The organism is Pseudomonas sp. Irchel s3f7, from assembly GCF_900187615.1.
GTDB lineage: Bacteria > Pseudomonadota > Gammaproteobacteria > Pseudomonadales > Pseudomonadaceae > Aquipseudomonas.
Genome location: NZ_FYDO01000013.1, coordinates 1 through 14029 on the forward strand (window position 1 = coordinate 1; position 14029 = coordinate 14029).

Annotated in this window: 12 protein-coding genes; 10 read left to right on the plus strand and 2 right to left on the minus strand. The window is 59.7% G+C overall.

The annotated features are described in order from the left end of the window. The first annotated feature begins 415 nt into the window (after positions 1–415). Positions 416–1429, plus strand: coding sequence for an ABC transporter substrate-binding protein (locus CKW19_RS12910; protein ID WP_095058189.1), 1014 nt, complete (start codon positions 416–418; stop codon positions 1427–1429). A 121-nt stretch (positions 1430–1550) separates the two neighbouring features. Here the strand turns inward: CKW19_RS12910 and CKW19_RS12915 are convergent, their stop codons facing one another. Next, complete coding sequence (locus CKW19_RS12915) at positions 1551–2471, minus strand: LysR family transcriptional regulator (protein ID WP_095058190.1); 921 nt, start codon at positions 2469–2471, stop codon at positions 1551–1553. Between the two features lie 182 nt (positions 2472–2653). Here CKW19_RS12915 and CKW19_RS12920 point away from each other — a divergent pair, with 182 nt between their 5' ends. The 9 genes from CKW19_RS12920 to CKW19_RS12960 all read left to right on the plus strand — a co-directional run bounded on the left by CKW19_RS12920 (position 2654) and on the right by CKW19_RS12960 (position 12775). Next, complete coding sequence (locus CKW19_RS12920) at positions 2654–3574, plus strand: TauD/TfdA family dioxygenase (protein ID WP_095058191.1); 921 nt, start codon at positions 2654–2656, stop codon at positions 3572–3574. 117 nt (positions 3575–3691) lie between these two features. Further along, positions 3692–6052: a TonB-dependent receptor gene (locus CKW19_RS12925; protein ID WP_095058192.1), complete on the plus strand. Its 2361-nt coding sequence runs from the start codon at positions 3692–3694 to the stop codon at positions 6050–6052. 258 nt (positions 6053–6310) lie between these two features. Then, positions 6311–7120: an energy transducer TonB gene (locus tag CKW19_RS12930; RefSeq protein WP_095058193.1), complete on the plus strand. Its 810-nt coding sequence runs from the start codon at positions 6311–6313 to the stop codon at positions 7118–7120. A gap of 44 nt (positions 7121–7164) precedes the next feature. Further along, positions 7165–7890, plus strand: coding sequence for a MotA/TolQ/ExbB proton channel family protein (locus CKW19_RS12935; protein ID WP_095058194.1), 726 nt, complete (start codon positions 7165–7167; stop codon positions 7888–7890). Position 7891: 1 nt separating this feature from the next. Beyond that, positions 7892–8293, plus strand: a complete 402-nt coding sequence (locus tag CKW19_RS12940; protein ID WP_010565408.1) for a biopolymer transporter ExbD — start codon at positions 7892–7894, stop codon at positions 8291–8293. A 272-nt stretch (positions 8294–8565) separates the two neighbouring features. Then, positions 8566–9147, plus strand: a complete 582-nt coding sequence (locus CKW19_RS12945; RefSeq protein ID WP_095058195.1) for an alpha/beta hydrolase — start codon at positions 8566–8568, stop codon at positions 9145–9147. A gap of 57 nt (positions 9148–9204) precedes the next feature. Continuing rightward, complete coding sequence (locus tag CKW19_RS12950) at positions 9205–10134, plus strand: sigma 54-interacting transcriptional regulator (RefSeq protein WP_095058196.1); 930 nt, start codon at positions 9205–9207, stop codon at positions 10132–10134. Positions 10135–10388: 254 nt separating this feature from the next. Continuing rightward, on the plus strand, positions 10389–11171 hold the full coding sequence (locus tag CKW19_RS12955; protein WP_095058197.1) for a MetQ/NlpA family ABC transporter substrate-binding protein: 783 nt from the start codon (positions 10389–10391) through the stop codon (positions 11169–11171). Positions 11172–11647: 476 nt separating this feature from the next. Further along, positions 11648–12775 carry an RHS repeat-associated core domain-containing protein gene (locus CKW19_RS12960; RefSeq protein WP_095058198.1) on the plus strand — a complete coding sequence of 376 codons (1128 nt, stop codon included), beginning with the start codon at positions 11648–11650 and terminating at the stop codon, positions 12773–12775. A 32-nt stretch (positions 12776–12807) separates the two neighbouring features. On the opposite strand, the gene CKW19_RS12965 is transcribed toward CKW19_RS12960, so the two are convergent. Further along, positions 12808–14004 (minus strand): AAA family ATPase, encoded by a 1197-nt coding sequence (locus CKW19_RS12965; protein ID WP_095058199.1) that lies wholly within the window; start codon positions 14002–14004, stop codon positions 12808–12810. Positions 14005–14029: the final 25 nt, after the last annotated feature.

Here is a 14029-nt window from a genome sequence, read left to right on the forward strand (position 1 = left end):
GGGCTGGAGCACAATCTACGTCACAGGCATAAAGCCTAAGGAGCTGCACGGCTTCCAGAACCCTCCCTCGATGATCAGTCGAGAACTATCGCTCCTGATGGAGCGATAGTCGAGATACAAGGAGCTGCCGAAGGCTGCGATCTTGGCGATTTCGTTTTTGTTTAACGGTTATATAAATAATCTTATCAATGCTATTTGGAGATAAGAGAGCCCATTTATGGCTTGCCATTACGCTCGTATCCAATGCATTCGAAGAATATTTTTAATGCCGGTTACGCATACCTGGTCGAGAGGCCCGGAAGCATTGATATAGATCGTAATGATCTAAAAATGTGAATTATTAGTATTTTAGTGTGTGGTTCATATCAGCCTAGTTTCAGCTCCTCAACGCCCGTTGCCCCAAGGAGCTGCACCCATGAACCTTCCTTTCAAACGCGTTATCAGCCTTTTCGCCGCACCGGCCCTGGCGGGTTTACTGGCCTTCACGGCCAATGCCGGCGAACTCAAGGAAATCCGCATCGCCGTGCCGGACCTCAGCGCCGGTACCCAGCACAGCGGGGGTGGAGTCGTGGACGTTTTGCGAGATCAACAGATCTTCGAAAAGGCCTTCGCCGAACAGGGCATCAAGATTCAATGGAGCTTCTTCAAAGGCGCGGGACCGGTGATCAACGAGGCGTTCGCCAACGGCCAGGTGGATCTGGCGTACCTCGGTGATCTGGCGGCCATCATCGGCAAGTCCAATGGTCTGGACACCCGGTTGCTCAGTGCGACCGCTCGGGACGTGAAGCACTATCTGGGCGTGGTGCCGGGGTCGGGGATCAAGACCCTGCAAGACCTCAAAGGCAAACGTGTGGCGATTTTTCGTGGCACCGCCAGCCAGCTGTCGTTTGATGCGGCGCTGGCCAGTCAGGGCTTGAGCGAGAAAGACGTGAAAGTCATCAACCTCGATTTCAATGCAGCAGTCGCGGCACTGGCGGCGAAGCAGATCGATGCGTCCTGGAGCGGTTCGGGCCTGACGGCGCTGCAAGCCAAAGGCCTGGCGGAACTGCCGCTGAACACCAAGGACCTCGGCGGTGCCGGCAGTGTGCAGGCGGTTTTGTTGGGCACCGGGAAGTTTGTCGATGCACATCCTGAGGTCGTGGCGAAACTGCTCAAGGCTCAACAGCAAGCGGTGGAGTGGCTGACCCAGGACAGCAACAAGGATGCCTACATTCAGTTGGTCTCGGGATTGGCGAGTTATCCACCGGTCATTCTTTCTCAGGACTTGAAGGATCAGAAACTGAGCGAGGTTTTCCAGTCGTCGCTCGATCCGGTGTTCCTCGGCAAATTGCAGGATTCGGTGGATTTGGCTTCGCAGCAGAAGTTGATTCGCAAGCCGTTCAAGGTCAGTGATTGGGTGGCGCCGGAGCTGGCGGCGGCCAAGCTCTGAATCTTTAGCGCCCATTCGGCCGCTTTCGCTGGCAAGCCAGCTCCCACAGGTGTTTCTGGTGTTCACAAAATTTGCGCTCACTGGAGCTCCCTGTAGGAGCTGGCTTGCCAGCGATGAGGCCCTAAACCGCAACAGCCATCTGCTGCCGATCCACCGCCACCAACGTCTCAATCATCGCCCGCGCCGCCGGCGACAACCGGAACCCGGAGCGGCTGACGATCCCGCAACGCGCATTCATGCTCTCAATGTTCTGCGGCAGATTGCGCCAGTGCAGCAACACCAGTGAACCCTGGGCAATGTCCTCGACAAACGCCTCTTCGGTGCCCACGCCAATCGCATTCGATTGCAGCACGATTTTCACCAGTGCCGGGAAATGCTCGGTCTCGATGCTCGGGGAAAAATCCACCCGCCCACTGAGGTTCGCCAGCAACTTGCGAATGCCCGGCGGGATCATCGTGGCCGCCAGCGGATAGTCGAACATGTCGTTGGTCGACAGGCTCTCCTTGGCCAGCAGCGGATGCCCCGGCCGGCAGAAAAACACCCCGCGCTTGGGCGTCAGTGCCTGGGTCTGGAAGTTCGGGTCGGACTCGAAATGGCGGATGTCGGCGATGAAGAATTCGATCTCCTCGCGGCTTAGGGCACGGCTGAGTTTTTCCCAGTTATCCACCTCAAAACAGGTGCGCACTTTCGGGTGTGCATTGATGAACTGCGCCACGGCATCCGGTACCAGTTTGACTGCCGGCGCCGGGCCGCAACCGAAGCGCAGTTCGCCGGCATCGAGCTTGGTCATCTGCGTCACTTCAGCGCTGAGCAGCGCCGCGCCTTGCACCAGGCTGCGGGCGTGTTGCAGCACCATCAAGCCTTCGGGCGTGGGTCGCAAATCCTTGTTGCCACGGTCCACCAGGACGCAGCCGAATTCGTGTTCAAGCCCTTGAATGGCGCGGCTGAAAGCGGGCTGTGTAATGCCCATGGCCTCGGCGGCCCGAACAAAACTGCGGTGTTCGTCGAGGGCGATGAAGTAACGCAACTGGCGAAGATCCATATGCTTTTCCGGCATCCTAAAAATAGCTCGAAGGCATTTGCGACGAGGGTTGACTGAGGTTTTAAATGCAACCTCTTATTCCGTCAACGAAGCATGTAGTTATCTATTAGATCTAAATAGAATATAGATAGAGCAGTGTTTCGCGGCCGGTCAACCGCAAGCAGTCCGATGAGGGTCTACCCATGAGCAATGCCGCTTTAGCTGTAAAACCCGCTGTTCACGCGCTGGAAATCCATCCGGTGGCCGGCCGCATCGGCGCCGAAATTCGTGGCGTACACCTGTCGGGCGAACTGGATGCCGCCACGGTAGAAGCCATTCAACAGGCGCTGCAGCAATACAAAGTGATCTTCTTCCGCGAGCAGACCCAGCTCGACGATCAGCGCCAGGAGGCGTTCGCCCACTTGCTCGGCGAGCCGGTGGCGCATCCGACCGTACCGGTGCGTGAAGGCACGCGTTTTCTGCTCGAGTTGGACGGCGCTGAAGGCCAGCGCGCCAGCTCCTGGCACACCGACGTGACCTTCGTCGAGGCCTACCCGAAAGCGTCGATCCTGCGCTCGGTGGTCGCCCCGGCTTTCGGCGGCGACACCCTGTGGGCCAACACCGCCACCGCCTATGACGGGTTGTCGGCGGAGCTGCGGGAGCTGGCCGACAAACTGGTCGCCGTGCACAGCAACGAATACGACTACGCGGGGGGCAAGCCAGACGTCTCGGCCGAGAAGCTGGAGCGCTATCGCAAGGTCTTCACCTCGACCGTCTACGAGACCGAGCACCCGGTGGTCCGCGTGCACCCGATCAGCGGCGAGAAAAGCCTGTTGCTGGGGCATTTCGTCAAACGCATCAAGGGTTATTCACAAGCCGATTCGGCGCACCTGTTCGGGCTGCTGCAAAGCCATGTGATCCGCCAGGAAAACATCGTGCGCTGGCGCTGGCAGGCCGGTGATGTGGCGATCTGGGACAACCGCTCCACCCAGCATTACGCGGTGGATGACTACGGGACCCAGGCGCGCATCGTGCGCCGCGTAACGCTCAAGGGTGAAGTGGCGGTGGGAGTGAATGGGCAGGTCAGCCAGACCGTGAAAGGGCCGGATATCGGCGGCGTCTGAGCTGACGCTATCGCCAGCGGGCTGGCTCCCACAGGGGATTTGTGGCGTACACAAAAACAATGTGGGAGCCAGCCTGGCAAGCAATACAGAATTTCTTTTGATCGGGAACCCCGCCTTATGAGTCCGTTGCACTTCGCCTCAACCTCGTCACCCCAACGGCTCAAACGCCTGCCACTCGCACTGTTGCTGGCTGGCAGCGCCAGTTGGACCCAAGGCTACGCAGCCGACAGCGCCACCCCTGAAACCACCCCGAAAAAATCCGCCACGGCTGACAGCGCACAACTGGAAACCGTGACGGTCACCACTCGCCGCCGTGAGGAAAGCTCGCAGGATGTACCAACGCCAATGAGCGTGGTCAGCGGCCAGAATCTGGAAGCCCAGCGGGTCTATCGCATCCAGGATTTGCAGCAACTGGTGCCCAGCGTCAACGTCGCCTACATGCATGCGCGTCAGTCCAGCGTGTCGATCCGCGGGTTGGGCAATAACCCGGCCAGCGATGGCCTGGAAGGCAGTGTCGGCCTGTACATCGACAACGTTTATCTCGGTCGGCCAGGCATGGCCGTGTTCGACCTGATGGACATCGAACAGCTCGAAGTGCTGCGCGGTCCGCAAGGCACTTTGTTCGGTAAAAACACCACGGCCGGCGTGATCAACATCAGCACCCGCGCACCGACGTTCACCCCGGAGCGCAGCATCGAAACGTCGGTGGGCGAAGACGGCTACTTCCAGACCAAGGGCACGATTTCCGGCCCGTTGAATGACGAACTGGCGGGACGTTTTTCCGCGTATCGCACCCGCAGCGACGGCGACATCAAGAACGAATACGACGGCAACGAGTTGAACGGTGGCTCGCGCGAAGGCTTCCGAGGGCAGTTGCTGTTCAAGCCCAACGAGGCGTTCAACCTGCGTTGGATCGGTGACTACAACGAGGAAGATTCCAGTGCTGGCACCCGCGTGTTGTACAACACCGGCCCGACCATCAATGGCACCAACCTTTATCAGGCGCGGGCCAACGCAGCGGGCGCGACACTGGTCGATGGCACGCACCGCAAGGTCAACCTGAACAACGAACAGCACGTCACCGTGCATCAGGGCGGCACGTCGGTCGAGGCCAACTGGGCGTTGCCAAGTGACTTCACCCTGACCTCGATCAGCTCCTATCGCTGGTGGAATTTCACCCCGCGCAATGACGACGGCCTGAACGTATCCGCCTTCTACAACGCCGGCGTTTCGGTGGAGGATAAGCAGTACTCCCAGGAGTTTCGCCTGGCATCGCCCTCGGGCGGTTTCTTCGACTACGTGGTCGGTGCCTACTACTTCGGCTCCGACCTGGACAATAAATCCTTCACCTATTACGGACCGCAAGCGGACATCTGGAGCGGCACGCCCAATGGCGCGCTCAACAACATCAACAGTGTCGGCAACGGGCACATCAAAACCGACAGCTTTGCGCTGTTCGCCCAAGGCACCTGGCATCTCACCGAACGTCTGGATTTCACCGCCGGGGTACGCGGTACCTATGAAGAGAAAAATGCCTGGGTCACCCGTGATGCACCTGTGGGGGGCGTGGCCGTCGCAGGCGCGGCGGCCGCAGCCAGACGTGGTCGTGCCGGTGTTTACGATTCCGGCGATCTGAATCAGTACAGCTCCAGCCCTTCGGGTTTGTTGAACCTCAGCTACCGACTCACCGACGACCTGCTGACCTACGCCACGCTGTCCCACGGCGAGAAATCCGGCGGGGTCAACCTGGCCGTGGGCACGGCGCCGGTGGCCGGTGCGGACTCGTTGCTGATCGGCACCGAGCGCGCCAACAACGCCGAGCTCGGTTTCAAGAGCACGCTCTGGGACCGTCGCCTGCAACTCAACGCCAACGTGTTCTGGACCCAGGTCAACGGCTACCAGACCAACGCCTACGACGACGCCAACCGCGTGCAATACCTGACCAACGCCGGTTCCGTGCGCTCGCGTGGTGTGGAATTCGAAAGCACCCTGATTCCGTTGCGCGGCCTGACGTTGAACTTCAACGGTTCGTACAACGACGTCAGCTACCTCTCGTACAAGGACGCACCGTGCCCGCCGGAAGTCAGCCTGGCGCCAGGGGCTCCAGCGTCTTGCGATCTCACCGGGCATCAAGTGGTCGGCGCTTCGAAATGGATCGGCAACGCCAACGGCGAATACAAATGGAACCTGAGCAACGGCTTCGAAGAGTACGTCACCGGCAGTTACGCCTTCCGCTCCAAAGCGGTGGGCACGGTGGAGGATTCCGACTACGGGCAGATCCCGAGTTATGCGGTGGTCAACCTGTCCACAGGCCTGCGCGGTGACTTCAAACAGGGTCAATGGGACGTGTCGCTGTGGCTGAAAAACGCCTTCGACAAAACCTACTACACGACGCTGTGGACGGCTGCCAACGGTGGTTACGAAGGCCTGCTGGGCACGCCGCGCACGTTGGGTGTGACCGGTCGATACGACTTCTGACGGCGAAACACCATGCCTTGGAGGAATACTTTTAATGCAGACAAGGCATTGGTTTTTCGCCTTCGGGCCAGAGCCCTTGAACGACGGGGGCTGGCGCTGGAACGACATTCTCAATATTCGATATCGATCTAACCATAACTTTAAAGATTACTTTAAGAGCTAAGCGATCCGGCCAATGATGGGTTCACCGAGGCGTCGTCGGGGGATGTACAGCACGACGTTTCGGTGATTCGCAAAGAGACCGCAGGGAGTCAAGCAATGGGCAATGTTCAGACCGCCGCCAGTGCACACGAAGTGTTGTGGCGCCAGGCACAGGGTGGCGAGTTGGTCGACCTCGGTCGGCCGCACCGTGTGCCCCTGGGTCAGTTGCGTTTGCAACGTGCACCGAAGGGAATCCTGAGTCGTCGGGAAACGATCCTGCTGGGCGTGCTGGCGTTGCTGGTGCATGGCGCGGTGATCTATTGGGTCAATCAGCAGCCGACCCCGGCATTGCCGATCGTGCCGCCGGAAATTCCGCCGATGACCATTGAGTTCTCGCGTCCGGCGCCGCCCGTGGTCGAGCCACCGCCGCCGCAACCGGTTCAGCCAGTGGTCGAACCGCCGCCACCCGTGCAGGACGAACTGGCCGTAAAACCGCCACCGCCCAAACCGGTGCCCAAACCGAAACCTGTTGCCAAACCGATCGCAAAACCGGCCCCGAAAGCCGCAGAGCAACCTCCGGCGCCGCCGCAACCGGCAGCACCCGTTGCGGCCCCGGCGCCACCGGCTCCGCCCGCACCGGCGCCCGTGACACCGGCCTCCGCGAGCGCGGGCTACCTGAAAAATCCGGCGCCGGAATATCCGTCGCTGGCCCAGCGTCGCGGTTGGGAAGGCACGGTGTTGCTGCGGGTGCATGTACTGGCCAGCGGTAAACCTGGCGAGATCCAGATTCAGAAAAGCAGCGGCCGCGATGCCCTCGACGAAGCGGCCTTGAGCGCGGTGAAACGCTGGAGTTTTGTGCCGGCCAAGCAGGGTGATGTTGCTCAGGACGGCTGGGTCAGCGTGCCCATCGATTTCAAGATTCATTAAACCGAAACCAAATTCGCGCGAAACGTTTACACGAGGACTTCACCATGACGTTACTGGCATCTCCACTTGAATCCATCGAAAGCGCGGTGATCTGGCTGCTGGTGGTTTTTTCCGTCGCGACCTGGGGCTTGGCATTGCTCAAGGGTGTGCAGTTCGGTCGCCTCAAGGCGCAGGATCGCAGGTTTCATAAACAGTTCTGGGCGGCGTCGAGTCTCGATTCGGCCGCCGAGTTGAGCGAGACCCATCCCGGCGCTGCGGCGCGGGTGGCTCAGGCCGGTTATGCCGCGATCCAGGTCGGCGAGGCGCCGCAAGCAGCGGATCTGAGCCAGGCGATCAATCACCAGGACCGTCTGGAGCGAGCGTTGCGTCAGCAGATCGTGCGTGAGCGCCGGTCACTGGAAACCGGGCTGGCGGTGGTCGCGAGTATTGGCAGTACCTCGCCGTTCATTGGTTTGTTCGGCACGGTGTGGGGAATCATGGAGGCGTTGAAAGGCATCAGTGCAGCGGGTTCGGCGAGCCTGGAAACGGTGGCCGGACCGATTGGTGCGGCGCTGGTTGCTACGGGCGTAGGGATCGCCGTCGCAGTGCCCGCAGTGCTGGTTTACAACTACTTTTTACGGCGTCTGAAACTGACGGCGGCGGACCTGGATGACTTTGCCCATGACTTCTACAGCCTGGCGCAGAAGAGTTCGTTCCGCGTGTTGATTCACCCGACGGCGCACAAGGTTGTGGCCCAGGGCGGCGCGCAGAAAGTGAAGGAGGCGTCCTGATATGGCCTTCTCCACGCAAGACAGTGATGAGGTGCTGAGTGAGATCAACGTAACGCCGTTGGTGGATGTGATGCTGGTGCTGCTGGTGGTGTTCATCGTCACCGCGCCGCTGCTGACCAACGCGATACCGATCAACCTGCCCAAGACCGAGGCGGTGGCACCGGTCGAACAGAAGGATCCGTTGGTGGTGAGCATCGACGGCGCCGGCAAGCTGTTTATCAACAAGGATGAAATCCAGCCCGACTTGCTGGAGTTCAACCTCCAGGCGGCCAAGGCCAAAGACCCGGACGTGCGCGTGCAATTGCAGGCCGATGATGGGGTGAATTACGGCGAAGTGGCGCGGGCCATGGCGTCGATCGAGCGGGCAGGGATTACCAAGCTGTCGGTGATTACCGCGCGTTAACAGAATTTTGCTTTCCGGGGCCGTCTCCTTGGCAGGGTGCGGCCCCTTTTTTATGTCCGGCAAACTCTGTAGGCGCTGGCTTGCCGGCGCTGGCGTCCTTCCAGCCGGTAAATTGCTGCCTGACCTACCGCATTCGCTAGCAAGCCAGCTCCTACAAATCATTAATCTAATATTCCTTTAAGATCTTAATAAATAGCTTCTTATTCCTTAACGAATATAACTCTCCTCCCTATACTCGACCGGGAACAGACACGCAGCAGGAGAGCTCCCCCATGCGCAACGAATCCATTCGCTACCTGATTGTGCCGGGCTGGCAAGGATCGCCAGACGATCATTGGCAAAGCCACTGGCAAAACAGCCTGCCGAACAGTGCGCGGGTGGAGCAGGCCGACTGGCTGACGCCGCGTCGTGAAGACTGGGTGGCGGCTTTGGCCGAGGCGATTGCTGCCGACAGCACGCCGGTGATTCTGATCGCCCACAGCCTGGGTTGCATCACCGTCGCGCACTGGGCGGCGACAGCGCCAGTGCAATTTCTGCGTCAGGTACGTGGGGCGTTACTGGTTGCACCGGCGGACGTCGAACGCCCGGCCTGCGCACCGGCCTTGCGCAATTTCGCGCCGATTCCAACCGATCTGCTGCCCTTCCCGAGCCAGGTCGTCAGCTCCGACAACGACAGCGCCGTCAGCGCGCCGCGCGCGCTGGAACTGGCACGCAACTGGGGCGCCGAGGCGGGGATTCTGGCAGGGGCGGGGCACATCAACGTCAAGTCCGGCCACCAGCGTTGGGAGCAGGGGTTTGCCTATCTGTATCGCCTGCAAAACCGCATGGAACATCACGCTCTGCGCCGCGCTTGAGTCTTTCTTTTCATTGAATCGCCCCCGTCTCCCGGCGGTTTTGGGCGGGAGTCTGCCATGAGTTTTGAAACGTTCGGTCAGCCCTTGCTGACCTTTCCCGATGCAGAAAAAAGTCCCCTGAGCATTCGCGCCAAGGCGCTGGTGTTCGTCGATCCACGTTCCCGCCAACTGCGCGAGGACCTGGAGCAATTGGCACCACGCTCGATCTCGGTACTTATCCGTGGCGAAACCGGTACCGGCAAAGAGTTGCTCGCACGGCATATCCATCGCGCCAGCGATCGCGGCGGTTTGTTCGTGTCGGTCAATTGCGGCGCCATCAGCCCGACGTACGCCGACGCCGAACTGTTTGGCTACGCCGGGGGCAGCTTCAGCGGTTCGGCGAGCAGCCGCGCCGGGTGGTTTGGCTCGGCCAATGGCGGCACGCTGTACCTGGACGAAATCGGTGACTTGCCGCTGCCGATCCAGATCAAGTTGCTCGCAGCCCTGGAAAACCACGAGGTCACCCGCGTCGGCGCCCATCAGCCGAGCCCGGTGGACGTGCGCCTGGTCGCGGCCACCAGCATCGATCTGGCCCAGGCCGTCGCTGCCGGAAAATTCCACGAGCGGCTTTTTCACTACCTCGGCGAAGGCCAACTCGAACTGCCGGCGCTGCGCGAACGCACCGGCGATATCCTGTCGCTGGCCGAGTATTTCCTCGGCATCTACAGCCAGCGCCTCGACTTGCCGGTGCCGCTGATCAGCGAGGCGGCGCAACGGGTGCTGGAGCGCCACAGTTGGCCGGGCAACACCCGGGAACTGGAAAACATCATTCACTTTGCGCTGCTGGTAAGCACCGGGGATGAGATTTTGCCGGAGCATTTGAATTTGCCGGAGCTCTCGATTTCTCTGGAGCAGATCGAGAGTCAGATCCGGCAGATTCTCGACAATGGCTCTGTCGCTGACCAGGCAGCCTTGAAACAGTCACTCAAAAACATCGGGCTTTCGTAGGAGCAAGCTTGCTCGCGATCGCGGCGACGCGGTTTTTCTGAACTGACGCCATCGCCAGCAAGCCGGCTCCTACAAAGGAAGATGTGCGAGTTAGAGTTGCATGAACAAAATGGAATAAGAAGCTGAATAAACGTTATTGTTCGGGAATAAAAAATCCCGGTATTGTCCGCATCACGCCAGCGATAGCACTTCACTGGCACTCTCATCTTCAAGCCGTCGCCACAAGCGACTGTGATTTTCGATAAGGACACTGCATGAAAAAGGTTCTGTTGTTCACCGCACTGGCGGCCGCCCTGACCTCGGGCCTGGCACAGGCCGGCGAGAAACTGGTGGTTGCCGCGACCCCGGTGCCACACGCCGAGATCCTCGAGCTGATCAAGCCAGCCCTCGCCAAAGAAGGCGTGGACCTGGAAATCAAAGTCTTCACCGACTACGTCCAACCGAACGTGCAAGTCGATCAGAAGCGTCTGGACGCCAACTACTTCCAGACCCTGCCGTACCTGAAAAGCTTCAACGAAGGCAAAGGCACTCACTTGGAAACCGTGATCGGTGTTCACGTGGAACCATTCGGTGGCTACTCGAAGAAAGTCAAAAGCCTGGCTGAGCTGAAGGACGGCGCCACCATCGCCATCCCGAACGAAGGCAGCAACAGCGGCCGCGCCCTGATCCTGCTGCAGAAGGCTGGCCTGATCGAGTTGAAAGACCCGAAAAATGCCCTGGCCACGCCGAAAGACATCGCCAAGAACCCGCACAACTTCAAGTTCAAGGAACTCGAATCGGCCATGCTGCCGCGCGTGCTGGATCAGGTCGACCTGGACATGATCAACACCAACTACGCGCTGGAAGCGGGTCTGAACCCGGCTAAAGACGCTCTGGTGATCGAAGGTGCCGATTCGCCTTACGTGAACTTCCTGGTGGCCCGTCCGGACAACAAGGACAGCGTTGCCATCCAGAAACTGGCCAAGGCCCTGACCAGCCCGGAAGTGAAAGCCTTCATCGAGAAGAAGTACAGCGGCGCGGTTCTGCCGGCGTTCTGATTCGCGAAGCAAACCCCTTCAAGGTTTCAAACGCCGACGGCTGATTTAGCGTCGGCGTTTTTTATGGGTGTTTGATTTAATGGTGGCGTGAAGCTTTTGTGGCAAGGGAGCAAGCTCCCTTGCCACAAAAAACAAACATCAGATACTGCGACAAATCCTTCAGGTCACCCTGACCTTCAACGCCCTGCGCAACGCCATCAATAATTTAACAACGTCCTGCGGATCCAGCCGTTGCGGCACGGTTGCCTCTGCCATTTCTCTCATCCTTGTGATTGCCCGGCCGGGGAGTCTGGCCAAAAGCGGTCCGTCCTTGGAGTGGGATCTCGAAAAAAAGATCCTTCCTACGGTGCCAGGGAAAATAGTCGTCTTCCATCGTTCCGGCAAATCGCTCAGGCCGGCGACACCTAGCAGTTCTGCTAGGTGTCGACATGGCTGTGAGGGTGCAACCTCTGCTCAAAGACAGGAGGACTCATCCGATGAACGCTACGGAAAAGACCACATACCGCTACGACGCTCTGGATCGTCTGGTTGAACTGGCACCGTTTGGGCTGGATAACGTGACCCGTTTCTACCGCGGTGAACATTTGGCAACGCAACTGCAAGGGAACGGCGGGCATAGTGTTTTTCAACACGGCACGCAGTTGCTGGCAGTGCAATCGCGTGAGGGGCCCAGCATCAACAGCCAGTTGTTGGCCACGGATCAGCAGCGTTCCGTACTGCGGGCAGGTCCCGAGTCTCAAACCTTTGCGCCTTACGGTCATCGTCGGGTCGAGGGTGGTCCAGGCAGTCTTCTGGGCTTTACTGGCGAAGTGATCGACCCGATCACTGGCGATTACTTGCTGGGCAACGGGCTCCGAGCGTTCAACCCGGTACTGATGAGGTTCAACAGCCCGGACAGCTTGAGCCCGTTTGGGCGGGGCGGGTTGAATCCGTATGCGTATTGCTTGGGGGATCCGGTGAATTTCAGTGATCCGACGGGGCGGTTTGCCGATATTTTTCGCTTGCTCACAAGCTTCATCGGTTTCTCGAACACAAGGTTGGGTATGTCCCGCACAATCCCCGCCTTTAACTTGGCCAAGGATGCCTTGAGATTGGGGGCCGCCAAGAAGCTACCCTTCAGGCAGGCCTTTGCGGCAGGAAGCACGGTCTCGGCCAGTAGATTGCTACTTGCTGCAAGTCTGGTTGGGGTTGCCGGTGGCGTTGCGAAACTCGCCGGTGAACCTGAGGTTGCCGATGTACTGTGGTATGTAGGTGGAGGGCTCTCAGGGTTGGCGTTTATGTCGAGAGTAGGTACTTTCTGGGCGGCGAGTAAGCCCGGGACTGAGGCTGCCTTGGTGAGTTTTGTGAAGAACAAGGGGCGGGTAGTATCCGCGACACCGCTTGCTATACCCCGTCCTTCTCTGGTGCCTCCGCACCGTTCGATCCAAAGTCGAACCCCTTCTGCGTCGGACATATCACAGCTCACACCAAGTACTACTGCACCGTCATCGGGGGACTTTGATGGCGTACGTTACAGCTGGATGACACCAGAAATCGACGCTGCGTTGAACAAACGAGGAAGTGCGTCCCCTCGTAGCTCCATAAGCAGTATTCGTAGCACCTAACCCTGTTGAGCGCCCCGCAGGATTGCCTGACTTCAATCCGGCCAATTCCACGCCGGCTCATCCAACATCCGTTGCCCCACAATCCCGGTCTGCCCAAGGTTCTTCTCCAGCACGATGCAGTTGCAGTCCGGGTCTTCCTGCAACGCCGAAATCAACCGTCGGGCATGGGACACCACCCACACCTGGCACTGCTCGGACGCGCGAATGATCAAGCGCGCCAACGCCGGCAGCAGGTCCGGATGCAGGCTGGTTTCCGGTTCGTTCAGCACCATCAGCGTCGGCGGGCGTGGCGTCAGCAAAGCTGCGACCAGCAGCAGATAACGCAACGTCCCGTCCGACAATTCTGCCGCCGACAACGGGCGCAACAACCCCTCCTGATAAAACTCGATAGCGAAGCGCCCGCCCGGCAGAGGTTCGATGGCCAGCCGTGCACCGGGAAACGCATCACTGATCGCCACCCACAACGCCTCCGGATCGCCGATTTCAATAATGGTCTGCAAGGCCGCCGCCAGATCACGCCCGTCGTGGTGCAGCACCGGTGTGCGCGTGCCCAACTGAGGTTGTCGCGCGGGCGCATCGGCATCGCTGCGAAAGTGATCGTAAAAGCGCCAGCGGCGGATGAACTCGCGCATCTCCAGCACTTCCGGCGAAGTCCGCAGGCTGCCGACCTGATCGAACAGGCTGTCGAACGCCGGCGTGTGTTGCGCCAGCACGTCCCAACTGCGATTGGCGCGGGCGCGGATCATCGGGCCGTCGCGATCCACCAGCAGGCTCGCAGGGCGATAGAACGCTCCGGCCCACAGGCATTCGCGCTTGATTTGCGGGTCGAGGCTGAAGCGTGACGGGATGGGTAACGTGTGGTTGGGCAGCATGAAATGCCCATTGGAATCGGGTAGGCCCAGGCTGATCGAATAGCCAAAGTCTTCACCGGCAAAACCCAGGCGCAGGCGTTTCACACCTTGGCGCACCGAGGCTTCGATCGGTACTTCGCCATTGCGCATGCGTCGGGTGATGGTTTCCGGCCCGGCCCAGAACGTCGAATCCAGGCCACCTTCGCGGGCCAGCGCATTGACCACGCCGCCCTGAGCGGTTTCCGCCAGCAGTCGCAAGGCGCGGTAAAGGTTGGACTTGCCGCTGCCGTTGGGGCCGGTGATCAGATTCAGCCGGCCCAACGGGATCACCAGTTTGTTGATCGAGCGGTAATTGGCCACGGCGAGCGTCTGGAGCATGTGGATTCCTGAAACGGTATCAAAC